General features: G+C 55.5%; 19 protein-coding genes and 1 pseudogene. 16 read left to right on the top strand and 4 right to left on the bottom strand.

Annotation, left to right across the window (positions count from 1 at the left end; translation table 11 throughout):
- Window positions 1–132: 132 nt before the first annotated feature.
- Window positions 133–1458, top strand: coding sequence for an alpha-amylase family protein (locus BLV81_RS13755; RefSeq protein ID WP_092357183.1), 1326 nt, complete (start codon window positions 133–135; stop codon window positions 1456–1458).
- A 5-nt stretch (window positions 1459–1463) separates the two neighbouring features.
- Here BLV81_RS13755 and BLV81_RS13750 read toward each other — a convergent pair whose 3' ends face one another.
- Window positions 1464–2021 (bottom strand): YfbU family protein, encoded by a 558-nt coding sequence (locus BLV81_RS13750; RefSeq protein WP_092357181.1) that lies wholly within the window; start codon window positions 2019–2021, stop codon window positions 1464–1466.
- A gap of 167 nt (window positions 2022–2188) precedes the next feature.
- On the opposite strand from BLV81_RS13750, the gene BLV81_RS13745 reads away from it, so the two are divergent.
- The 10 genes and pseudogenes from BLV81_RS13745 to BLV81_RS13700 all read left to right on the top strand — a co-directional run bounded on the left by BLV81_RS13745 (window position 2189) and on the right by BLV81_RS13700 (window position 14783).
- On the top strand, window positions 2189–3871 hold the full coding sequence (locus tag BLV81_RS13745) for a VRR-NUC domain-containing protein (RefSeq protein ID WP_092357179.1): 1683 nt from the start codon (window positions 2189–2191) through the stop codon (window positions 3869–3871).
- Entirely contained in the window at window positions 3871–6147 is a 2277-nt protein-coding gene (locus BLV81_RS13740; protein WP_255365209.1) for an ATP-dependent DNA helicase, read from the top strand. The genes BLV81_RS13745 and BLV81_RS13740 overlap by 1 nt, the downstream gene beginning before the upstream one ends.
- A 1-nt stretch (window position 6148) precedes the next feature.
- A pseudogene (locus BLV81_RS13735) lies at window positions 6149–6421 on the top strand (hypothetical protein); the annotation flags it as partial.
- Window positions 6422–6583: 162 nt separating this feature from the next.
- Window positions 6584–7609: a glycosyltransferase gene (locus tag BLV81_RS13730; protein ID WP_092357173.1), complete on the top strand. Its 1026-nt coding sequence runs from the start codon at window positions 6584–6586 to the stop codon at window positions 7607–7609.
- Complete coding sequence (locus BLV81_RS13725; protein WP_092357170.1) at window positions 7609–8781, top strand: FAD-dependent oxidoreductase; 1173 nt, start codon at window positions 7609–7611, stop codon at window positions 8779–8781. Before BLV81_RS13730 ends, BLV81_RS13725 begins: the two co-directional genes overlap by 1 nt.
- A complete protein-coding gene (locus BLV81_RS13720) occupies window positions 8774–9568 on the top strand; it encodes an NAD-dependent epimerase/dehydratase family protein (protein ID WP_092357167.1) in 795 nt (264 codons plus the stop codon). The genes BLV81_RS13725 and BLV81_RS13720 overlap by 8 nt, the downstream gene beginning before the upstream one ends.
- Complete coding sequence (locus tag BLV81_RS13715) at window positions 9565–10401, top strand: sugar phosphate isomerase/epimerase family protein (protein ID WP_092357164.1); 837 nt, start codon at window positions 9565–9567, stop codon at window positions 10399–10401. Before BLV81_RS13720 ends, BLV81_RS13715 begins: the two co-directional genes overlap by 4 nt.
- The gene (locus tag BLV81_RS13710) at window positions 10398–10754 is read left to right on the top strand and encodes an EamA family transporter (protein WP_092357161.1); all 357 of its coding nucleotides are present in this window, start codon (window positions 10398–10400) and stop codon (window positions 10752–10754) included. Before BLV81_RS13715 ends, BLV81_RS13710 begins: the two co-directional genes overlap by 4 nt.
- A gap of 22 nt (window positions 10755–10776) precedes the next feature.
- The gene (locus tag BLV81_RS13705; RefSeq protein ID WP_092357159.1) at window positions 10777–11592 is read left to right on the top strand and encodes a glycosyltransferase family 2 protein; all 816 of its coding nucleotides are present in this window, start codon (window positions 10777–10779) and stop codon (window positions 11590–11592) included.
- A gap of 14 nt (window positions 11593–11606) precedes the next feature.
- Window positions 11607–14783, top strand: a complete 3177-nt coding sequence (locus tag BLV81_RS13700; protein ID WP_092357156.1) for a hypothetical protein — start codon at window positions 11607–11609, stop codon at window positions 14781–14783.
- Window positions 14784–14883: 100 nt separating this feature from the next.
- On the opposite strand, the gene BLV81_RS13695 is transcribed toward BLV81_RS13700, so the two are convergent.
- Complete coding sequence (locus BLV81_RS13695; protein WP_176992837.1) at window positions 14884–15897, bottom strand: AraC family transcriptional regulator; 1014 nt, start codon at window positions 15895–15897, stop codon at window positions 14884–14886.
- Window positions 15898–16057: 160 nt separating this feature from the next.
- On the opposite strand from BLV81_RS13695, the gene BLV81_RS13690 reads away from it, so the two are divergent.
- Window positions 16058–17749 (top strand): AMP-binding protein, encoded by a 1692-nt coding sequence (locus BLV81_RS13690; protein WP_092357150.1) that lies wholly within the window; start codon window positions 16058–16060, stop codon window positions 17747–17749.
- 13 nt (window positions 17750–17762) lie between these two features.
- Entirely contained in the window at window positions 17763–18530 is a 768-nt protein-coding gene (locus BLV81_RS13685) for an SDR family NAD(P)-dependent oxidoreductase (protein ID WP_092357147.1), read from the top strand.
- Window positions 18531–18579: 49 nt separating this feature from the next.
- On the opposite strand, the gene BLV81_RS13680 is transcribed toward BLV81_RS13685, so the two are convergent.
- The gene (locus BLV81_RS13680; protein WP_255365208.1) at window positions 18580–19071 is read right to left on the bottom strand and encodes a thioredoxin family protein; all 492 of its coding nucleotides are present in this window, start codon (window positions 19069–19071) and stop codon (window positions 18580–18582) included.
- A gap of 245 nt (window positions 19072–19316) precedes the next feature.
- On the opposite strand from BLV81_RS13680, the gene BLV81_RS13675 reads away from it, so the two are divergent.
- The gene (locus tag BLV81_RS13675; RefSeq protein ID WP_092357144.1) at window positions 19317–20582 is read left to right on the top strand and encodes a lipoprotein-releasing ABC transporter permease subunit; all 1266 of its coding nucleotides are present in this window, start codon (window positions 19317–19319) and stop codon (window positions 20580–20582) included.
- Window positions 20575–21300: a lipoprotein-releasing ABC transporter ATP-binding protein LolD gene (lolD, locus tag BLV81_RS13670; protein WP_092357141.1), complete on the top strand. Its 726-nt coding sequence runs from the start codon at window positions 20575–20577 to the stop codon at window positions 21298–21300. Before BLV81_RS13675 ends, lolD begins: the two co-directional genes overlap by 8 nt.
- Window positions 21301–21350: 50 nt before the next feature.
- Here the strand turns inward: lolD and BLV81_RS13665 are convergent, their stop codons facing one another.
- Window positions 21351–21848 (bottom strand): hypothetical protein, encoded by a 498-nt coding sequence (locus tag BLV81_RS13665; RefSeq protein ID WP_092357138.1) that lies wholly within the window; start codon window positions 21846–21848, stop codon window positions 21351–21353.
- A gap of 161 nt (window positions 21849–22009) precedes the next feature.
- Here BLV81_RS13665 and rpsO point away from each other — a divergent pair, with 161 nt between their 5' ends.
- The gene (gene rpsO / locus BLV81_RS13660) at window positions 22010–22279 is read left to right on the top strand and encodes a 30S ribosomal protein S15 (protein WP_014007042.1); all 270 of its coding nucleotides are present in this window, start codon (window positions 22010–22012) and stop codon (window positions 22277–22279) included.
- Window positions 22280–22347: the final 68 nt, after the last annotated feature.

The following is a 22347-nucleotide window of genomic DNA, read 5'->3' as shown; positions in this document are numbered from 1 at the left end:
TGTTTCCGCGGTGCGGCGCGATAGAGTTTGAAAATGTGCAAATCGGCGCTCTCGCCTGAGTCCCAGGCTGCGCCTGCCAATCGCCGCTCTGGCGGATGGCGAGCGCCCGCAACGTTATCAAGGATTGCTGACATGAGCTTCGCAACTGCACCCCGCATTTATTGCATCAATCCGGCGCTGGTCGCGCACCAAGGCTGGCCCGCTTTGCTCGACCATTGCGTCGCACTGGGCTTTGATCACGTGTTGCTGGCCAATGCGCTCAATCTGGGCCAGTCCCCTGGCATTGACGACAGGCCTGCATTGGCGGAGTTGACGGCAGCCTGTTCTGATCGCGGTCTGTGCCTGTTGCTTGATATCGTGCTCGACAGAGTCTCGTCTGAGGACCCGCTGATCGATGCATGTCCAGGCTGGTTCGAAAACAAATCTTCACCCGAAAGCAAGTCGCTTGCCGATGGTCCGTCCGTAGCGAGCGACAGCGTCGCCCATCTGCGCATGGCTGATTCCGCCATACGGCGCGGCGTATATGCGCTCTGGTGCGAGCGCTTGCGAGACTGGCTCGACGTCGGCGTTGCCGGGTTTGTCTGCAGTGCGCCTGCTGCGGTGCCCGTCGCACTGTGGCGGGATTTGATGGCAGCCACACGCGGCTACCGCAATTCGGTGAGTTTCCTCGCCTGGACTCCAGGCAGTTCGGCGCCGCAACTCGATCCTCTGACCGATGCCGGTTTCGATGCCGTATTCTGCCCGGGAGCATGGTGGGATTATCAAGCTACGCGTTATGTGCGCGAACAAGACAATCTGATCGGCGACGCCACCATCATCGCTTTTCCGGAAACGCCTTTCGGTCCGCGCCTGGCGGGTCAGCTTAGCCTGACCGACGTCCCGTCGCGCCGGCGCGCCAGCCTGCGCGCACTGCGCTTTGCGGCCGCCAGCGGCAACGGCATCCTGATACCGATGGGCTTCGAACTCGGGCTGACCGTGCCGTTCGACACCGTGCTCACGCCGGCACAATACGCCAGCCTGTGCGGGGAGGCAGAGATCGATTTATGCGATGAAATTCAACAAGCGAATCGCTTCATTGTCGACACCGGGCGTTATTTTTTAGGCGCACCGGTTGCATTGCTGCGCAGTCCGGGCGGTGGGCTGGCCTTGCTACAGCGTAGTACACGCATGGGCCTTGGCGGCCAGCGCGGCGACAATGCGCGCTTGTCCTTGCTGATCGTGGTGAATCAAGATCTGTATCAAGCCTGGCAAGGCAAGGTCGAGGATATTTTTAAGCATGTCGACGGCAGTGTCGCCCAGGCCGATTTGTCGGACTGGAACGAGAGCAGGGCTGCAGCGTTCCCCTTGCCGCAAGGTCCGTTGTTGCTTGAGGCGGCCGAGATCAAGCTATGGCTGGCGCGGGCAGCACCGTCGAGCGTTGCTAATGTCGATGGTGGCGAAAATCGGCAAGCGGCATAAGGGATTCAGGCAGCCGCGCCGCGGCCGCTATTTTCGTTGAGAAGCGCAATCAGCTGATCGGCGTTCAGGCGGCCCTTGCCGATCAGTTTTTGCAGCGACTCGTAGGCACGCACCATGCGCCGATAGATGGAAATCGACGGCAGGTGCGAATGGATGTCGCGTCCCGCGAACTTGGGAAAGCGCTGCATATCCTTGATCAGGAATGAAGCTATGTTGGCGTGTTCAAACTCGGTATCGCTATCGAATCCCATGAATTTCACTTCTCCCTGATGCGGAGAAATGCTGGCGGCTACCCGATCCTGGTCCAGCGCCCGCAGTGCATCGTAGCCGTCTTCGATTACCGACCACATGTCAAGAATCCGGACGACTTCTTTCACGATAGGCGGATCCGACATGGAATTGCCGTCATACAGCGCGCCGTATTTCCAGCGCAAGCCCCAGGTATTGCCGCTATGCAGCGCGGACTGGACAAACTTCGGATCAAGCTCGCCGGCAATGTCCAAGTGCTGATGCGCTTCGCATAGCATGGTCAATATCAATTTTTCAGCATCGCTCAATTCCATTGCAATTCCCGTTCAGACTCTTGCATTCGTATTCGTATATACTACAGAATAACTGTACGTTTATACAGTGTTAAAATAAATAAAATCATCAATCAGAAAATGAATAAGGGCGTCAATAGAGGCGGCTGCCAGTTATTCCGGCGGCGTTGTGCCGCCATACCCCGACCATGAACAGAACGCTGGAAAACCGTTTCTACTATCTGGACAACTTCGTCACCGTTGTCGAGTCGATACGCGCCCGTTATCGCCATTTGCTGAACAGCGAGGAACAGGCATTCGTCGATGGCTTCGGCGCTTTGCCGCAATCCTCCGCGGCATTGCTGGTGCGGATGGTGATGCGCAAAGGCGAACTGTTTCGGCTTGGCAAGCTGCGTTACGACGAAATCGGCTGCACGGAAAGTGCGGCGGCGCCGCTGGTGCAGGCTGGCTGGATAAGCCAGCAGCCGCTGGTCGATATCGAACAGCTTTTCAGCGTGCTCACCAAAGTCGAAATTGCTGCGGCTTTCCCGCTGTTGCGACATAGCAAAGCAACCCGCAAGAGCGAACAGCTGGCCTTCCTGCGCGAGGCAGGGGCGGCGCGGGACGTTGGGGATGATAATGCGCGCATGCGCAGCCTGGCGGACTGGTGGCCCGACGCCGGCGATAGCCTGTTGCAGTTGTCCGGGCCGATTGCCGCGCTATGCGATCGTCTGCGCCTGATGTTCTTCGGTAATTTATATCAGGACTGGTCGGAGTTCGTGCTTTCCGAGCTGGGCATCTTCAAATATGAACAGCTAGACTTATCTCCCGCCACGCAAGCTTTCAGCCGCCGTCAGGATCTTGACGATTACCTGCATCTGCATGCCTGCCGCGAACGGTTTCTGGGCGGCGAGGCGCCACACGCGGTGGTGGCCGATATCGCCGACTATCCTTATCCGAACGCCTGGCTGGAAGAGCGCCGCAGCAAGCTGTTGTTCCAGATTGCCAGGCACCATGAGCGCAATGGCGAGTTAGCGCAGGCGCTGCGCCTGTATGCCGCCAGCAGCCGGCCCGGAGCGCGCTTGCGGGCGATCCGGGTGCTGGAGCGTTGCGGCCAGCTTGCAGTCGCGTTTGAGTTGGCGCAGCAGGCTGAACTGCAGGCCGAAAGCGAAGCCGAACAACAACAGCTGCTGCGCGTCATGCCGCGTCTGCGGCGCGCGCTAGGCTATCCCAAACTGCCGAAACCGTCTGCGGTAAGCGTCGTCCAGCACGAGATCGCCTTGCCGCGGCCTGGCCCCGGCATGTCGGTCGAGACCGCGCTCAGCCAGCACCTGGCCCATGCAGACGCACCCGCCCTCTATGTCGAAAATGCATTGATCAATTCGTTGTTCGGCCTGTTGTTCTGGGATGCCGTGTTCGCGCCGGTGCCGGGTGCTTTTTTTCATCCGTTCCAGAGCGCTCCGGCCGACCTGCACAGCGCCGATTTCCGAATGCGCCGGGCGCGCCAGTTTGAAGACGGTTTTGCCTTGCTTCACGACGGCGGCTATCGAGAGACCATCCTGCGGAATTTCCGGATCAAGGAAAATATCCAGTCGCCGTTCGTGTTCTGGGACGCGATCGACGATGATTTGCTAGCCATGGCGCTGGATTGCCTGCCGCCGCTGCACCTGGAAAAATGTTTCGAACGGATCCTGCAGGACATCAAGAGCAACCGTTCCGGCTTGCCTGACCTGATCCAGTTCTGGCCGGCAGAAAAACGCTATCAGATGATTGAAGTCAAAGGGCCGGGCGACCGCTTGCAAGACAACCAGATCCGCTGGCTGGATTACTTCGCCAGCCATGCAATCCCGGTCGCCGTGTATTACGTGCAATGGACAGGGGAAAACGCGTGATGGCGTCAAACGCTGCTCCTTCGCCGTCCCCTTCCCGCTATGTCGTCGCGGTGCGCACCCTGTGCGAATTCACTGCCAAGCAGGGCGATCTCGACCTGCGCTTCACGCCGTCGCCGACTGCGCAGGAAGGCATTGCCGGCCATGCCGTGGTGGCGTCGCGCCGCTCCGCTTCTTACGAGCCGGAAGTCAGCCTGAGCGGCAGCTTCGGGCCGTTGCTGGTGCGCGGCCGCGCCGACGGCTACGATGCGCAGCTGAACCGGCTGGAGGAGGTCAAGACTTATCGCGGCGACCTCAGCCGCATGCCGGACAACCATCGTCATCTGCACTGGGCGCAGGTGCGGATCTATGGCCACCTGCTGTGCCAGAGCCGGCAACTGGATGAACTGCAACTGGCGCTGGTCTACTACGATATCGGCAGCCAGAAGGAAACCTTGCTGACTGAACATCTGACTGCCGCACTGTTGAAGCAATTCTTCGACGATCACTGCCAGCGCTTCCTGGCATGGGCCGAACAGGAAATGGCGCATCGTGCCGAGCGCGATATGCAACTGACGGCCCTGCAGTTTCCGCACGCGGATTTCCGCCCGGGCCAGCGCGTGATGGCTGAAGCGGTCTACAAAAGCGCCATCAGCGGCCGCTGCCTGCTGGCGCAGGCTCCCACCGGTATCGGCAAGACCATCGGCAGCCTGTTCCCGATGCTCAAGGCGAGTCCGGGCCAGGCGCTGGACAAGATTTTTTTCCTCGCAGCCAAGACCTCGGGCCGGGCGCTGGCGCTGGACGCCGTGAAGCGGATCAGGCACAGCGCGCCGGCGCTACCGTTGCGGGTACTGGAACTGGTAGCGCGCGACAAGGCCTGCGAACATTCTGACAAAGCTTGCCACGGCGAATCCTGTCCTCTGGCGCAAGGATTCTATGACCGTTTGCCGCAAGCGCGCAGTGCGGCGATCGAAGCCGGCGCGCTGGACCGGGAAAGCCTGCGCCAGGTCGCCGCCGCGCATCGGGTCTGCCCCTATTATCTGAGCCAGGAAATGGCCAACTGGTCGGATGTGATCGTGGGCGACTACAACTACTATTTCGACCTGAACGCCATGTTGTACGGCATGGCCAACGCCAGCCAGTGGCGGGTAGGCGTGCTGGTGGACGAGGCGCACAACATGATCGACCGTGCGCGCAAGATGTATTCCGCGGAAATGGAATACGTCCACCTGAAAACCTTGCGCAAAACCGCAGCGCCGGCGCTCAAGCGCGGACTGGACCGGGTCAGCCGCCAATGGAACGCCTTGGGCAAGGAGCAGGATGGCGAGTACCAGCATTATGCGGAAATACCGGAGGCGTTTGTCGAGGCGCTGCTGAGGGCGGTGGCCGATATCAGCGACTATATGGAGGAACATCCGGCCGCCATGGACGGCAATTTGCAGCAATTCTATTTTGACGCCTTGCACTTCACGCGCATGGCCGAGCTGTTTGGCCCGCATTCGCTATTCGATATCACCCGGCAGGGTGCGCACGGCAATACCTTATGCATCCGCAATATCGTGCCGGCGCCTTTTCTGACGCCGCGCTTTGCCGCCGCCCGTTGCACGGTGCTGTTTTCGGCGACATTGAGTCCCTGGCATTTTTACAGCGACACGCTGGGCATGCCGGCCGACACGGCCTGGATCGACGTGCCGTCGCCTTTCACCGCGGATCAGTTGACGGTGCAATTGGTGACCGGTATCTCGACCCGTTTCCTGCATCGGCAGCGTTCGCTGTCGCCCATCGTCGATCTGATTGCGCGCCAGTATCGGCAGCAATCCGGTAATTACCTGATGTTTTTCAGCAGTTACGATTACCTGCAACAGGTCGCCGCGCTGTTTGCCGAGCGTTATCCAGAGATTCCGCTATGGCTGCAGGCGCGCCGCATGGATGAGCGGGAAAGGGAAGATTTCCTGGCGCGCTTTACCGACACTTCGCAAGGGGTCGGCTTTGCCGTGCTGGGCGGTTCATTCGCCGAAGGCATCGATCTTCCCGGCGCGCGCCTGATCGGCGCTTTCATCGCAACGCTAGGGCTGCCGCAGATCAATCCGGTGAATGAACAGATCATGCGGCGCATGGACGAGACTTTCGGCAACGGCTATGACTACACCTATCTTTATCCCGGCATGCAGAAAGTGGTGCAGGCCGCCGGCAGGGTGATCCGCACGCAGCAGGACCGTGGCGTGGTGTATCTGATCGACGATCGTTTTGCGCGGCCGGAAATCAGGCAATTGCTGCCAGCGTGGTGGCAAGTTGCATGACGGCGCTCCCTTGTTGCTGCCTACACGCAATAACGTGATTCGCGGGCGCATCGACGGCTGGTTCGAGTCGCGCGATCTGCGATCGGACGTGGTGAGAGAATTCGATGACAATGCGCTGCTGATCGGCGAGCTGGATCAGGTGCATGAGCAATTTTATGCCATGTCCAATGAACGCAAGGTCAAGCATCCGGCAGTGGAAGCGATTTTATCTGCGATACATGGCAGGGTTTTATACAGGCCAGGCGTAAATGAACATCGGCGATCAGTCGGCTGAGCAGCTGTGATAGGAGTCGTTGAGTATCTAGAGGGCGCTGAATGTGAACTATGACAAAAATAATAAGTAGTTACAAATTGAAACATTTCAGTTTGTAGCCTAAAATGGCGCGATTTGTTCTCTACATAGGACGCCGACGTTAACGTTTAGAGGGGGTTTCGAGTGGCATTCTTTCCTGTTTTTTTGTCGGTAGTTTTTGTTGTGCGCAACCAGTCTGAGTACATCGAAAGAATACTATCAGACGCCGCCACCGGCATTTCTTCCCTAGTCAGCGATTATGAATTAATTATCGTAGACAACGCATCGGATGACGACAGCATTTCTGTCCTCAAAAATCTAGCGGGGGAGAATGGACAGCCCAATTTGCAGGTTTATGCACTAACTAAAGAAGTGGATGCTGACACTGCATCGTGGGTCGGTTTGGAAAATGCATTGGGTGACTTCGTCGTCGTCATCGACCCTTTGGCGGACGATATCGACTTTCTACCGGAAATGCTCGACAAGGCGGTCAGCGGCGCTGATGTGGTGTTCGCCAGCAATCAGCAAAAAACTGCTCAGAGCTTTGCCTATCGGGTTGCTTACTCTATTTTTGACAGACTCTACAAGTGGTTCAACGGCATCCATCTGGGCAAGGAGGCCCCGCAGTACCGTGTCCTGAGTAAGAGAGTGGTCAACTTCATTCTTCAGCATTCTCAGCCTGCGATGACCTATCGCCATCTACCAGCGACAGGGGGATTCGCACGCGTCAATCTCAACTACAGTGCAACACCAAAGATTTCGCAGCCTAAACGTTTGGGCGAAAGCATCGACCGAGGAATGCGACTGCTAGTCTCGACAACTCGCGCGCCAATGCGTCTCGTCACCTCGCTCTCGTTGTTTGGGGCTGTTGCCAACCTTGTGTACTCCATCTATGTCGTCGCCATTGCTTTCCTGAAGACAGATGTTGCGCCCGGCTGGATCAGCTTGTCCCTCCAGCAATCCGGCATGTTTTTCTTGATTTCGCTCGTCCTTCTTGTACTTGGCGAATACATCCTGCACATGACCAGCTTGTCGAATGAAGGCCCTCTTTATCACGTAGGGCAAGAATTCACCAGTGCCCGGATGACCCGCCGTGAGAAGCTAAATATTGAGGAAATGGCGTCAAAGCCGACGCATACGCCAGGCTCTTACCCGGAACGAGTTGCCTAATGCCGGCCACAGACATAAGCCAAGACGCAGTCATTATCGGGGGTGGATTTTACGGCGCCGCTATTGCCATTTACCTGGCCAAGCAGCGTGGGCTGAAGCGCATAGTCCTGGCGGAGCGCGAGTCGGCGCTTCTCACACGTGCCTCCTATAGCAATCAGGCTCGCGTACATAATGGCTATCATTATCCACGCAGCTTTACTACAGCGTATCGAAGTCGGGTCAATGTACCCAAGTTCGTGCATGACTGGCCAGATGCGGTAAAGCAAGATTTCACCAAGCTGTACGCCATTGCACGCCGTAACTCCAAAGTCACGGCCAAGCAATTTGAACGCTTCTGTCGGGAGATTGGCGCCAGGATTCGACCTGCGGCCCCAGCGCTACGAGCATTATTTGAACCGCGCCTAATCGAAGATGTGTTTCTGGTTGAGGAATATGCTTTCGACACCACCAAGCTGGCAAGTTGGGCTGAACGCGAGCTGAAAGAATGTGGCGTACATATCCGCTTTGAGACACGTGCGACCAAAATCTCGAAGGGACCGAATGGCATGCTGAGTGTTGCCTTACAGCCCAATTGCAGGACCGAGGAGTTGATTTCCTGCCGCTACGTTTTCAATTGTACCTATAGCGGACTCAATCAGTTCAAGGGAGAATTTCCCGGGATCCGAACCGGTCTAAAACAGGAAATCACTGAAATGGCGCTGATGCAGGTGCCACCTGTACTCCAAGGGTTGGGCATTACGGTGATGGATGGCCCTTTTTTCTCGATGATGCCATTCCCCGCGCGTGGACTTCACACACTGTCTCACGTACGTTATACCCCACACTTGCACTGGAATGACCAACAAGGTATCGACCCTTATCGGAAGCTGAATGATTATGAGCGCGCCACTCGCGTAGATCGCATGATCAGAGATGTGGGGCGTTATCTACCTGCCATGCTCGATGCCAAATATGTCGACTCGCTATTCGAGGTCAAAACCGTTCTGGTAAAAAATGAGGGTGACGACGGAAGGCCTATTCTGTTTGAGAAACACCCGGAGTTGCCAGGTTGCTACTCCGTGTTGGGTGGAAAAATCGATAACATATACGATGTTCTTGAAAAACTGGATGCAGAACAGTTTGTAGGCATTGCAGTTCAAGAACACGCTAGATCTGGAGTAATGAATGGCTAATGCACTGATTGGATTTTCTGGTTTCGTAGGAAGTACGCTGCTTAAGCAGGCTCCCTTCGAGTCGCTTTATCGCTCAACAAATATCAGCAATATCGAGGGTCAATCGTTCAATACCGTCGTGTGCGCCGGCGCGCCTGCGCAGAAATGGATTGCTAACAGGGAACCCGAGGCGGATCGTCAAAAGATTGATGGCCTGATCGCGCACCTGAAAACCATCCAGTGCAAAACGTTTATTCTGATTAGCACTGTCGATGTGTTCAAAAGCCCGATAGGGACTAATGAAGACACGCCCGTCGACGAGTCAGGACTTCACTCTTATGGCCTGCATCGCCGCCTGCTCGAAAAATTTGTCGAACGCCATTTCGCAAACCATCTGATCGTTCGGCTCCCCGGATTGGTCGGTCCTGGACTGCGCAAGAACGTCATCTTTGACTTCTTAAATGACAATAATCTCCACACGATTGATAGCCGAGGGGCTTTCCAGTTCTACCCGATGGTCAACCTCTGGCATGACATCCAAACCGCACTCAGCGCCAGTTTGAAGTTGGTGCATCTCACAGCAGAACCGATCAGCGTGGCGGATGTGTCAAAGAAAGGCTTTGGCAAATCCTTCGACCATGCCTTGGCTAACACTCCGGCCACCTACGACATGCAGACCCGTCACGCTCAAATTTTTGGCGCCCCAGGGCATTACCAGTACAGTGCGCGTGAAACCATTCAGGCCATTAGGTCGTATGCACAGTCTGAACCACTTACAATTAAATCCAACCCGGGAGCGAACTCATGAGGCTGGCTATTTCAAACATTGCGTGGGATACCGCTGAAGATGAGGCAATAGCCATGCTGCTTCCTCGCTTTGGTGTCGATGCGATTGATGTCGCACCTGGCAAGTATTTCCCTGAGCCAGCCAAGGCAACAGACGAGGACATCGCTCGCGTCAAGAACTGGTGGTCGGAACGTGGTATTGAAATCACGGGCATGCAGGCGCTGTTGTTTGGCACAACGGGCTTGAACGTCTTTGGCCCACCGGAGGTGCAAGACGCGATGCTGCAACATCTCACCGCAGTGTGCCGCATTGGCGCAGGTCTGGGGGCAAATCGACTGGTGTTTGGCTCGCCAAAGAATCGAGATCGCACCGGATTGAGCGATCAGGAAGCCCTGGATGTGGCTGTCCCTTTTTTTCGACGTCTTGGAGACGCCGCTCAATCCTACGGTGTTGTGATCTGCCTCGAGCCCAACCCGACTTGCTATGGCGCCAACTTCATGACCACCAGTGCTGACACTGCACAGGTGGTGGAGCAGATTGCCCACCCGGCGGTTCGGATGCAGTTGGACACAGGTGCGCTCACCATCAACGGCGAAGACCCTGCCACCGTGCTGCACGACTCTGCACGTCTCATTGGGCACGTTCACGCCAGTGAGCCGGAACTGCTGCCTCTGGGTGACGGTGGAACTGACCACGCGAAGGTTGTTGCAACCCTGGAGCAGCATCTGCCGAATCACGTAGTTTCCATTGAGATGCTGGCGACCAAAAATGAACCGCACGAAGTGTCGATTGAGCGCGCGCTGAGCGTGGCGATTCAGCACTACCGCAATAACAGAGTTGGGGTCAACGTATGAAGTGGCTCATTCTGATTCTCGGTATTACCTCCAACGCCTCAGCCAGCGTCTTGGTCAAGATGGCCATGATGTCACCTCGAAAATTTCCTTCTCTCAATGACCCCATGGCGGCGCTTAGTAATTGGCCGTTCTGGTTGGGTCTAGGTCTTTATGGTGGCGCATTCCTGCTCTACGCCGCTGCCTTGGCACGCTTACCGCTGAATGTAGCGCATCCGGTCCTGACCGCCGGAGCAGTGGCGACTGTTGCCCTGTTTTCGGTGTTGATTTTCCGAGAGCCCTTCCACTGGACGACGGGAGCCGGAATCGTACTTGTGATCGCTGGTGTAGGGCTGATTACAGTTCGAGTGGCCTGATGGTTAAAAGTAGAAAACAACAATGACTCCTGATATTACCCCTGAAGTTCGCGCCAGTTGGCAAATACCCACCTTTGAGACGCGCCTATGGCTTGGGCGACAGCACCCGTGGTGCGTCGTGATTCCGGTCATTAATGAAGGCGAAAGAATCAAAAGCCTGCTTTCCAGAATGGCAGCTCTCAAGATCGACGGGATAGCCGACATTATCATCGTGGATGGTGGCAGTACCGATGGCTCGCTGGAGCTGGAGTCACTGCAACAGAACGGTGTGCGCGGACTGCAGGTCAAGACAGGTCCGGGCAAATTGAGCGCACAGCTTCGCTGCGCCTACGCTTTTGCACTCGACCAAGGCTATAAAGGAATCGTCACCATTGACGGTAACGACAAGGATGATCCGGAAGCAATACCACGTTTCATTGAAGCGCTGAAACAAGGCGTGGATTTTGTGCAGGCATCCCGCTTTATAGTAGGGGGAGTAGCAGAGAACACACCCAAATCGCGAGATTTCGCCATTCGTTTCATTCATGCGCCGATGTTGGGTCTGTTTTCGGGCTACCAATGGACCGATACAACCCAGGGATTCCGCGCCTATAGCCGAAAAATATTGTTGGACGCCAGGATAGCCCCGTTCCGCAACGTTTTCATAACGTATGAATTACTTGCCTATCTTTCATACCGGGGACCTAAGCTCGGTCATCGTTGTCTTGAGCTGCCGACAATTCGGAGATATCCAAAAGGAGTGGTGCCGACCAAAATTAGTGCCTTTAAGGGAAACCTATCTGTGCTGACGGTGCTTTTTCGAGCTTGCTTCGGCACTTACAACCCTAAAAATAACTGATAGCGACTACTCTGATGTTTAATCAACTTTCGGCTACCGAAAAATTTGCGGTAGCTGTTTCATCATGCGTCGTCGCAGCATTAGCGCTGTTGTACGGCCTTAAACTCACACTTGCCCCGAGCTATGCCGATTTTATTGTCGGGAATCTTGCTTGGCAGGCCGGCACAAAATTGCAAGATCTTATTGCTGTGCCGGTCTTTATTATTGTTTTGTTTTTTGGAGCGCTTTTTTTCTCGCTTCAGTTGATCAAGCAAAAACAGCAGTTTGGCAGTGACCATGCCGTTAAATTGTCCAATCAATTGATGTGGTGGTCCGCACCCTCTATTGCAGCCATCTTTGGCTTTGTCTTAGGTCCCGCAATCGATGAGGGATTTTTCATTATTTCGACTGCCGGCATTGCTTTCCTTGGGATTACGTCTGCCTATAATGTATCGAACAAGAAAGACGTCAGCCCAGAAATGATTGGCTTCGCGGCCTTTTCGATAATTTTGATAGGACTTATCCCGCTAGAAATTGCTCTCGTGCTTGGACGAGCGCCAGCGATGTTGGTTGGTGCTGTCAATCTTGCCAATTACGAAGTAACTACATATATCGTGGGCAGTCTTGGGCTAGTTGTGGGATTGTTCTACGGGATGCGCTACCCAGAAAAATTGTCTCGGTTTTTGCCGAAACTCATTCTGGTAGGCCAAATTGGTTTACCTGCACTATTTCTGACACTTTATCCCGCTCGACTATTGCAATCCAATGGAGTGGTTACGAAATATCAAACCACATTGGGTTTCAAGCTGCTTATCGCTGGCTTGGTTATATGGGGAGTATGTGACGTAATACGCCGTTATCGAAGGTTTTCGGTGACTGCTCACGATAACTGGGCGTCTTTACTTTCGCCTATAGCATTGTTTGCGCTTTTGATCGCGCTCCGGGTTGGCAATACGGTTCCTCCTTTTATTAGTCCTGATGATTACCATTTCGGTGAAATGGTACTCGGCTGGTGGTCATATTTGCATGGGGTAATACCTTACGTCGGTTACGTACCAGCTCATGGAGTGATACCAGACGACTTACCATCATTTCTTTCGTTTGTTTTTTATGATGGAACGGCTGGTAGTTTTGTTGATGCGAGCCGCCTAAGCTATGCTTTGCTCGGATCCGCTGCTTTCATATCTATTTACCGCTTTTCCGGAAGCATAGGACTTGCTTTTGCATCCACCTATTTTGTCGGGGGGATTTCAGCTTGGCTTTTCTTTACCCCCTTTCTTTGTCTGTGGTTTAGTCGCTCGCTAACTGATAGCCCAGCAAGATGGTTGAGTATCTGGATGCTGACGATCCCGATTGTTATTCTGGGTGTTCCCGGCCAAGGTCTGTTGCTTGTTGCCGCATCAGGTGTCATGGCGGCCTACATCATGTGGAATTTTTGGCGCAATCCGGAAAAAAGATTATGGAGGGACATCGGAATATCAGTGGCGTTGCTCATCGCCGTAGCGTTTGGCACACCATTGATGCCAATGCTATTTGGCGCTATACGGTATGTACTGGAGAATGGCCCGATCAATCAGGTAGCTTATGGCATACCTTGGGCAAACAGCTGGAATGAGACGCGGAAGGCCGGTTTTGTGTTTGAGATCGTTCGCACGTCGTGGGTGGTGATCCCTATCATGTGCTTGGCGATAATTTACGCGAACATGAAAAATTATGCCAATCGAAAGGAATTTCTTCTCCCTGCAGTCGTCGTTTTCCTGTTCGTCTTGTTGCTCATCCCATACTCCATGGGACGAATTGATTCGGATAGCATATCAAGACCAGGTATCGTTGCGATTTTAGGTTGGACAATTTTACTTCCCATTATTGTGTGGGGGATGTTGAAGCCGGTTAATAGAGCGCCATTGATTCTCTTGATTGCAGGTATGAGTGCCTCCATGAATTTCACGCCACCCCGTGTTTTTCATTTGGTTTCAGCTGCATCTGCTCAGGTTATGGCCGGCTCATTGAAAGATGGAGCAAGTGCGGGCCTACCCAATATTGGTATGGCTGCAGTTCAGGATGGACACTGGAATCAACTAACCAAGCTGGACGAGTTATTAAATAGCAAGCTTGCACCGGGTGAGAGTTATCTCGACCTGACTTCTCGAAATGCGCAGTATTTCTACCTGAATCATCGGCCGATGACGGCTGTGACCGCTCCATACAACATGGCTCCCCCCTCTCAGCAAAAACGCGCAATAGAGCAGCTTTCAAAAAATCTGCCGCGCGTAGCGCTTCTAGAAGGAATTAATATTATCCATGACGGCGGCGGTCTGGCGTTACGCGATCCCTATTTATATCGCTTTATTCTTGATAGCTATGCTCCAAAATTTGAAAACGGTTTCATTTTTGGATACAAGAAAACTGGCGGTATTGATTATCACGAACCGACAATTGATGTTGCAATCAAAAATATAACGGATGTCAATTGGGATCGTGGCGTCAACCGCCGAGAGCCGGCGGTAATCGTAGACAATGCCGTGTTATTACCGCTTCTCACCGTAGGTAACCAAGTTCGTATTGGCGCAGGTGAGATTCGCAGAATCAATAGAATATCGAACGAAGGAAACGCGATATGGCTTGATGGCTTAACTATTGATCCATCGGTCGCTGGCTACCCGCATCGAATTCAGATTTCAGTTGCTACAGAAATAGAAGCTGAATACAAGGTATCGCTATTTGAGAAGGCATTCGCACAGTCAGACTTTAAAAAAATTCCAGTTGCCTGGGGCAGATCGGAGAAATCATTAGAGAGGAAAATGACTTTGATCAAGGAGTTTGGCAGGCTGGCTCCTAGTATTCATGATCTAGTTTCTGAAAATGGGAACTATAAGGTCCTTGGCATTGATCCTTTCCTGCGTTTCGATATTTCGAGTTTTAATCTTTCTGGACGCGACGCCGGCCTCTTACGGTTCAATTTTTCTTGCATAAACAGGGGCGTGGAACCAAGGATACAGGTGTTTTGGTGGGGAGATAATCATGAAGGGCCTTTCGAAATCTCCAGCATACGATTTACTGCAGACGACGGAGCGCTTATTGTTCCCCTTGATGCATCCCCTCGCTGGTTGGCCACGAAACATGTTAAAGGAATTCGTATCGACCTCGATAACGCGGCTGCCTGTGGTGCGTTTAGTGTTGGGGATATAAAGCTATTTCAGCGGCAGTTATAACGGCGCTTTTTTTTGCATCGGCTATCACTTTCTCAGACAGGAAGTGGTAGCTTTGATTGCTTTCAATATATGGCGTGCCTGTGCCATTGTTAGGCGATTTTTACGTCGCCGACAAAGCGCGCCGATGTTCGCCCGGACTGCTCCCGGTCCATTTCTTGAACGCCCGATGGAAAGCACTGGAATCGGCAAAGCCAAGACTGATTGCGATCTCTTCAATGCTCTTGGCCGAGCCGCTTAAATAGTTGATCGCCAGGTCGCGCCGCAGATTATCCTTGATCGCCTGATACGATTGTCCTTCCTGGCCAAGTTTGCGGCGCAGGGTCGACGCCGGCGTGCGCAGGTGTTGCGACATGCTGTCGAAGTCCGACCACTCGGCCAGCGGCAGCCGGCGCAAACGGCGGCGGATGGTGGCCGCCAGGCTGTCGTGATTGCTGTATTTCTCCAACAGGTTGCCCGGTGCTCCGCGCAGGAAAGATTGCAGCGAACGCTGGTTTTGCACTATCGGCAAAGCCAGGCAAGCAGCATCGAAAGTGATGCTGGTCTGCGCCTGGCCGAAGCGTGCCTGGTCGCAAAAGCGGATCTTGTAATCCAGGCTGGCGAGCGGTTCTTCGCAACGAAAGTCGGCCGACAGCAACTGGATGCGGCGTCCGATCAGCCAGCTGCCGACGCCATGCACGATCATCAGGAAGGTAGCGTAGGCAAACATGCGGCGCGAACTGCCGCTTTCATTGATGACGATGCGAGCCAGGCCGTCTTGCTGCGAGAGCGTTGCCGACATGTCGTCCAGCACCAGCCGCAGGAAATCCAGCATGCGCGCCAGGCCCTTGCTGAGAGTGGCGCTGTGGAGCGCGCTGCGGCATAACATGTTGAAGCTGCCAACGCGCATCGGATGGCTATCCATGCCGAAAAATTCGTCATCCATGGCGTGCGCGATCAGGTACCACAACCGGCCGTAATTGGCGGCAGCGACCCGCGCGTGCGGCGTGCTCAGCCAGCGCGGAGAAATGCCGGCCTGGAGCAGCAGCGATTCGGTATCCATGCCGCGCCGGCGCATGCTGTGCAGCGCTTCGTCGACAAAACTGATCGCAATCGTCCCTTTTTCCCAGTCTTCCATAAATCCATTTACCTGCTTATTGCAATTTCGATCAATCCGGTTGATCGCTTTTAACATGGCCGTCAGTCGCTAAATATTCTAGACTTAACGGCAGCAGTTCCATTTCTGATAACAAAAAGAGCTGATTAAGCCTGCCATTTTAGGTTAGAGGAGAACACTCATGTCATCTGCTTTGCCCGCCGATGCTGCAACTACGGCTGCTGGCATTCCGGATTATGCCCAGTTTTATGCGGATTTCAGCGCCGACAGCATTGCCGCCGAGCTGTCCGGGAACCTGCAAACCGGAATCAATGCCTGTGTTGAATGCTGCGATCGCCACGCCACGCCCGGCCGCATTGCGCTATTTTGGGAGGGCAAGGATGGCCGTAGCGCCACTTATACCTTTGCCCAGCTCAAGGAGTTATCAGGCCGTTTTGCCAATTTCCTGAAAACGCAGGGCGTCCAGCCCGGCGACCGCGTAGCGGGATTGTTGCCGCGTACGCCGGAACTGCTGATCGCGATTCTCGGCAGCTGGCGCGCCGGCGCGGTGTACCAGCCCTTGTTCACGGCCTTCGGTTCGAAATCGATCGAATATCGGGTAGCTGCCAGCGAGGCCAGGCTGATCGTTACCGACGCCGACAACCGCCGCAAGCTGGAGGAAGTGCCGGAGTGTCCGCCCATCATGACCGTCGCCGACAAGAATCAAGCGCAAGCGGGCGACTTCGGCTCTGACTTCAATTTCTGGGCCGAGCTGGAACGCCAGTCGGCCGAGTTCGCGCCGGTGATGCGCAAGGCTGACGACGCTTTCATCATGTTGTTTACTTCAGGCACGACCGGGCCGGCCAAAGGCGTCGCGGTGCCGTTGCGGGCGATGCTGGCGTTCTATGTCTACACGCGCTATGCGATGGACGTGCGGCCGGAAGACGCTTTCTGGAATATCGCCGATCCCGGCTGGGCCTATGGTTTGTACTACTGTGTAACCGGGCCCTTGCTGATGGGGCACGCCATCACCCTCTACGAGGGTTCGTTCACGGTGGAAAGCACCTACCGGATCATCGATAAATACAAGATCACCAACCTGGCAGGTTCACCCACCGCGTACCGGATGCTGATTGCCGGCGGCGCAGCGGCAGCCGCGCCGGTCAAGGGACGTCTGCGCGCTGTCAGCAGCGCCGGCGAGCCCTTGAATCCCGAAGTGATCCGCTGGTTCCGCGAACATCTCGCTTGTCTTATCAACGATCACTACGGCCAGACCGAAACGGGTATGGTGTTGTGTAATCATCATGGTTTGAAACACCAGGTACATATGGGTTCGGCCGGCCTCGCCATGCCAGGTTATCGGCTGGCGGTGCTGGACGACGACCAACATGAGCTGGGAGTTGGCGAGCCGGGCGTGCTGGCGGTGGATCGCCGCCAGTCGCCGGTGTACTGGTTCCAGGGCTATTGGCAGCAGGACGCCGGCGCCGACAACGGCGACTATTACATTACCGGCGATACAGTCGAGAACAACCAGGATGGCAGCATCAGCTTTATCGGACGCGGCGACGATATCATTACTTCGTCCGGTTACCGCATCGGACCTTTCGACGTCGAAAGCGCATTGCTGGAGCATCCGGCGGTGGTGGAAGCAGCCGTGGTCGGCAAGCCGGATCCTGAACGCACTGAACTGGTCAAGGCTTTTGTCGTCTTAAGCAAGGACTATCAAGCCAGTGCGGAACTGATCGCCGAGCTGCAACAATACGTCAAGCGCCGCCTGGCTGCGCATTCCTATCCGCGCGAAATCGAATTTTTAACAGAACTCCCCAAAACCCCAAGCGGCAAACTGCAGCGCTTCATCTTGCGCAATCAGGAAGTCGCCAAGTCTAAAATGTAAAGAAGAGAAAAACATGCAAATCGAAAATAATGTATTCCTGATCAGCGGCGGCGGTTCCGGCCTGGGTGCGGCCACCGCCGCCATGCTGGTGCAAGGCGGCGCCAAGGTGGTGATCGCCGATATCAACCAGGAAGCCGGCGCCGCATTGGCGGCGCAGCTGGGCGCCAACGCCCGCTTTGTGGCCACCGATGTCTGCAGCGAAGCCAGCGCGATGGCAGCGGTCAACACCGCTCTCACCGTGTTTGGCGGTTTGCACGGATTGGTCAGCTGCGCAGGGGTGGCGCCGGCCAAGCGCATCGTCGGCAAGGAAGGGCCGCATGCGCTGGAAGACTTCAGCCGCGTGGTCCAGATCAATCTGATCGGCACTTTCAACATGATGCGCCTGGCCGCCGATGCGATGAGCAAGGGCGAGCCGAATGCCGATGGCGAGCGCGGCGTGATCATCAACACCGCTTCGGTTGCCGCATTCGATGGCCAGATCGGCCAGGCCGCCTACGCCTCGTCCAAGGGCGGGGTGGTGGCCTTGACCTTGCCGGCAGCGCGTGAACTGGCGCGCCACGGTATCCGCGTGATGACGATTGCACCCGGCATCATGGAAACGCCGATGTTGCTGGGCATGCCGGAAGAAGTCCAGGACGCGCTAGGGAAAATGGTGCCGTTCCCGCCGCGGCTGGGCAAGCCGGCTGAATTCGCGGCCTTGGTGAAAACCATCTTCGAGACGGTTTACCTGAACGGCGAAGTGATACGTCTCGACGGCGGGATCCGGCTGGCGCCCAAGTAACAGCGGCTAGAGCAGTAGTTGTTGAAAATCAGGGCGGCTGAACGCAGGTTTAGCCGCCTTGTCGTTTTACGAGCTCTTTATGGAAGAAATCATAGATGCCGTTCTCGCCCATGCGGCGGGCATCCGCCAGTTCGCCGGCCTTGGTCGAATACAGGATCTGGTTGCCGGGGCTGAGCAGCACAGCAGCGGGAATACCCTTTTTGATCGGGTTGCCGTAAGACTGGGCGACATCGAGATTCTTGTCGAAATTGCCGACGTCGACTTTCACCAGGATGAATTTGCCATCGATCAGCGCCGCGCTTTTGCCATGTAGCGCCTTGTCCAGTTCGCGGCAATCGGTACACCAGTTGGCGCCGAATACCAGTATCACCTGCTTGTGGCTGCTCTGGGCCTGGCTTAATGCCTGGCTCAGGTCGGCTTTGGCGTCGGCCTTTTCATCATAGGGAAGCGGGGCAGCGGCTGCCGCTTGCGCCAATAACAGCCCCAGGCATAGGGCGAAGAATTTTTTCATCATGCAATCCTGTTCAGGTTGGGCACTCATCCGGCATTTGCCCGATGCCGGATGTATTGCGAATTCAGTCGTGCGCCGAATAGTATATTTCGTTTTGGTAATAGGTGGGTCGTCCCGGCTGATCGCGTGATGACGCAGTTTTCGTGCTGTTTTGAGATTGAACGATAGTGCCCGCTTTCGATCAGAGTAAGCGCATTAGCAAGCGCATTAAGTTGTAAAGCTCCGTAAGTTCGCCAAATTATGGCAAACTGCGGGCTGATTTCGGGAGCCTCGTGTTGAGCATCTTAAAAAATTTACCGTTTGAGTGGCTGGTCGGCATTCGTTATACCCGTGCGGGTAAGCGCAGCGGCCGCAACAGCTTTATTTCCTTCATTTCGCTGATATCGATGGCTGGCATCGCCTTGGGCGTGGCGGCGCTGATCGTGGTGCTGTCTGTGATGAACGGCTTCCAAAAAGACGTGCGCGACCGCATGTTATCGGTGCTGGCGCATATCGAGGTGTTCGACGCTTCCGGTTCCATGACCAACTGGGAAGACGTCGCAAAGCAGGCGTTCAGGAACCAGGAAGTGATAGGCGCCGCGCCCTATGTCGATGCACAGGCCATGCTGGTGCGTGAAGGCGTGCTGCGCGGCGTGGCGATACGCGGCGTATTGCCGGCCGAGGAACCGAAGGTGTCGGATGTGGCCAGCAAGGTCAGGCAAGGCAGCTTCAATGACCTGAAGCCGGGCGAATTCAATATCGTGCTGGGGATAGAGCTGGCGCATGCCTTGAGCGTCGGCGTCGGCGACAAGGTGACGTTGATGGCGGCGCAGGGGCAGGTGACGCCGGCAGGCGTGATTCCTCGCCTGCGGCAATTCACCGTGGCCGGGATTTTCGAGGCTGGCCATTTTGAATACGATTCGACCCTGGCTTTCATCCACCTTGAGGACGCGGAAAAGATGTTCCGCCAGGATGCGCCGTCCGGCGTGCGCCTGAAGGTCACCGACATGCTGCAGGCGCCGCAGATCGTGCAGCAACTGGCGACCACGCTGCCGCCCAATTTGTATCTGCGCGACTGGACCCAGCAGAACAGTAACTGGTTCGCAGCAGTCAAGACAGAGAAACGCATGATGTTCATCATCCTCACCCTGATCATCGCGGTGGCCGCTTTCAACCTGGTTTCGACGCTGGTGATGACGGTGACCGACAAGCAGGCCGATATTGCGATCCTGCGTACGCTGGGCGCCTCGCCGGGTTCGATCATGAAGATTTTCATGATCCAGGGCGCGCTGGTGGGCTTGATCGGCACCGCCATCGGGGTCGGGGCGGGCGTGCTGGTGGCCTTGAACATCGACGTCATCGTGCCGTTTATCGAAAACCTGCTGCACGTGCAGTTCCTGCCCAAGAGCGTGTATGTGATTACCGAATTGCCGTCGGACTTGCGCTGGCCGGATGTCTGGACTATCGGCGTCGTCGCCGTGGTGCTGGCCTTCCTGGCGACTTTGTATCCGAGCTGGTGGGCTGCCCGGGTGAAACCTGCTGAGGCATTGCGCTATGAGTAATACAAATAATCAGAGCAACAATCAAATCGTTCTGTCCTGCCGCGGTTTGGGAAAAACCTTTACCCAGGGCAGTTATTCGGTGAAGGTGTTGAACGGCATCGATATCGATGTCGCCAAGGGTGAACAAGTGGCGATCGTCGGTGCTTCCGGCTCGGGCAAATCGACCCTGCTGCATTTGCTGGGCGGCCTGGATGCGCCGACCGCCGGCAACGTCAGCCTGCTGGGCAAGGACTTCACGACGCTGGGAGAAAAGGCACGCGGCGACTTGCGCAATAACGCACTCGGCTTCGTCTATCAGTTCCATCATCTGCTGCCGGAATTTTCCGCGCTGGATAACGTCGCCATGCCGTTGATGATTCGCCGCCTCAAGCGTAGCGATGCACAACAGCAGGCGCGCGAAATCCTGGCCCGGGTCGGCCTGGCGCAGCGCGTGATTCACGTGCCGGGCGAGTTGTCCGGCGGTGAGCGCCAACGGGTGGCGCTGGCACGGGCGCTGGTTACCCGGCCGGCTTGCGTGCTGGCTGACGAGCCAACCGGCAACCTGGACCGCGCCACCGCGCAGATGACTTTCGACCTGATGCTGGAGTTGTCGCAAACCTTGGGTACTGCGTTCGTGATTGTCACCCATGACATTGAACTGGCGCGCCGCTGCGGCCGCATCCTGCGGCTGTCAGAGCGCGGACTGGAACCGTATCAGGACTGGGCCGAAGTGGGTTGACGTGCGGGGAGTTTTATCATTGATGCCGCCTTTCTCTTTGGATTAAGCCCTTACATGCCAAACCTGCTATGTTCGTAGCGCGGGTCAGGGCCGTTTTCGAGTCTGCGCACAATCCCGCTGTCGTCGAAGTAGACCGTCATCATCGAGTTCCAGACGCCGCTTTCCTTGTAGCCGTAGTTCCAGCCGTTCAGTTTCACGCGGTCGTAGTAGATGGTTTCGATCGGCTTGCCGATGGTCCGCAAGACATCGTTCTGGTTGAACTGATTCACTTTGATGGTGGCGAATTTTTCCAGAGTCAGCACTTGCTCATAGGAAATTAATTTGTGGTCCGGGCCGATTTTTGCCATGAAAGTCGCCTGGCCAAACGGGCCGCGGGAGTATTCCAATAATACATCGTTGCCGTCTTGATAAGTCCCGCTCGGTTTGCCCAGGCGGGCCAGCACCTGCGCCTCAGGTTCGCCGGGATTGACCGGCGGCGCCAGGAGGGATGCGCAGCCGCCAAGGCTCAGCAACAAGCAGGCTAGCAGGGTGGGGAAGAGGGGTTTCATGGCAATACTCCAATATTGATTGTTGTTGGGCGTGCTAACTGTTTGAATCAGCAGGATTTTTGCTATATACTGCGCGTCTGGTCATTTGACCGGATTTTTTAATTGTTTGTTCACGGTGCATAGGGTTGCGTACTCTGTACACCGCTTGTGAAAGGTAAAGCATGACTATCGAAAAAACAGCCAAGGCCGCTATTATCACTGATAATGCGCGCGGTCAAAACGACACCGGCTCCCCAGAAGTGCAAGTTGCGCTGCTGACTGCCCGTATCAACGACTTGAACGGTCACTTCAAGGCCCACGCTAAGGATCATCATTCCCGCCGCGGCCTGATCATGATGGTTAACCGTCGTAAAAGCCTGCTGTCCTACCTCAAGGGTAAGGATCTGAACCGTTACCGCTCGCTGATCGAAAAACTCGGCTTGCGTAAGTAATAGTAAGTGCGCGACTCGTCGTCGGCCTCCGATATTTTCAGCGACATCCTGTTTCGATATTTCGTGAC

Origin of the sequence: Collimonas sp. OK242 (assembly GCF_900107095.1) — a bacterium.
GTDB lineage: Bacteria > Pseudomonadota > Gammaproteobacteria > Burkholderiales > Burkholderiaceae_D > Collimonas.
Note: the sequence above shows the minus strand (reverse complement) of the source record. Positions and strands in the feature narration are given on the sequence as shown.

Excerpts from the sequence above, each read along its gene's own strand:
- BLV81_RS13755 (WP_092357183.1), top strand. The coding sequence starts at position 133 with ATGAGCTTCGCAACTGCACCCCGCATTTATTGCATCAATCCGGCGCTG.
- BLV81_RS13750 (WP_092357181.1), bottom strand. The coding sequence starts at position 2,021 with ATGGAATTGAGCGATGCTGAAAAATTGATATTGACCATGCTATGCGAA.
- BLV81_RS13745 (WP_092357179.1), top strand. The coding sequence starts at position 2,189 with ATGAACAGAACGCTGGAAAACCGTTTCTACTATCTGGACAACTTCGTC.
- BLV81_RS13740 (WP_255365209.1), top strand. The coding sequence starts at position 3,871 with ATGGCGTCAAACGCTGCTCCTTCGCCGTCCCCTTCCCGCTATGTCGTC.
- BLV81_RS13725 (WP_092357170.1), top strand. The coding sequence starts at position 7,609 with ATGCCGGCCACAGACATAAGCCAAGACGCAGTCATTATCGGGGGTGGA.
- BLV81_RS13720 (WP_092357167.1), top strand. The coding sequence starts at position 8,774 with ATGGCTAATGCACTGATTGGATTTTCTGGTTTCGTAGGAAGTACGCTG.
- BLV81_RS13715 (WP_092357164.1), top strand. The coding sequence starts at position 9,565 with ATGAGGCTGGCTATTTCAAACATTGCGTGGGATACCGCTGAAGATGAG.
- BLV81_RS13710 (WP_092357161.1), top strand. The coding sequence starts at position 10,398 with ATGAAGTGGCTCATTCTGATTCTCGGTATTACCTCCAACGCCTCAGCC.
- BLV81_RS13705 (WP_092357159.1), top strand. The coding sequence starts at position 10,777 with ATGACTCCTGATATTACCCCTGAAGTTCGCGCCAGTTGGCAAATACCC.
- BLV81_RS13700 (WP_092357156.1), top strand. The coding sequence starts at position 11,607 with ATGTTTAATCAACTTTCGGCTACCGAAAAATTTGCGGTAGCTGTTTCA.
- BLV81_RS13695 (WP_176992837.1), bottom strand. The coding sequence starts at position 15,897 with ATGGAAGACTGGGAAAAAGGGACGATTGCGATCAGTTTTGTCGACGAA.
- BLV81_RS13690 (WP_092357150.1), top strand. The coding sequence starts at position 16,058 with ATGTCATCTGCTTTGCCCGCCGATGCTGCAACTACGGCTGCTGGCATT.
- BLV81_RS13685 (WP_092357147.1), top strand. The coding sequence starts at position 17,763 with ATGCAAATCGAAAATAATGTATTCCTGATCAGCGGCGGCGGTTCCGGC.
- BLV81_RS13680 (WP_255365208.1), bottom strand. The coding sequence starts at position 19,071 with ATGAGTGCCCAACCTGAACAGGATTGCATGATGAAAAAATTCTTCGCC.
- lolD (WP_092357141.1), top strand. The coding sequence starts at position 20,575 with ATGAGTAATACAAATAATCAGAGCAACAATCAAATCGTTCTGTCCTGC.
- BLV81_RS13665 (WP_092357138.1), bottom strand. The coding sequence starts at position 21,848 with ATGAAACCCCTCTTCCCCACCCTGCTAGCCTGCTTGTTGCTGAGCCTT.
- rpsO (WP_014007042.1), top strand. The coding sequence starts at position 22,010 with ATGACTATCGAAAAAACAGCCAAGGCCGCTATTATCACTGATAATGCG.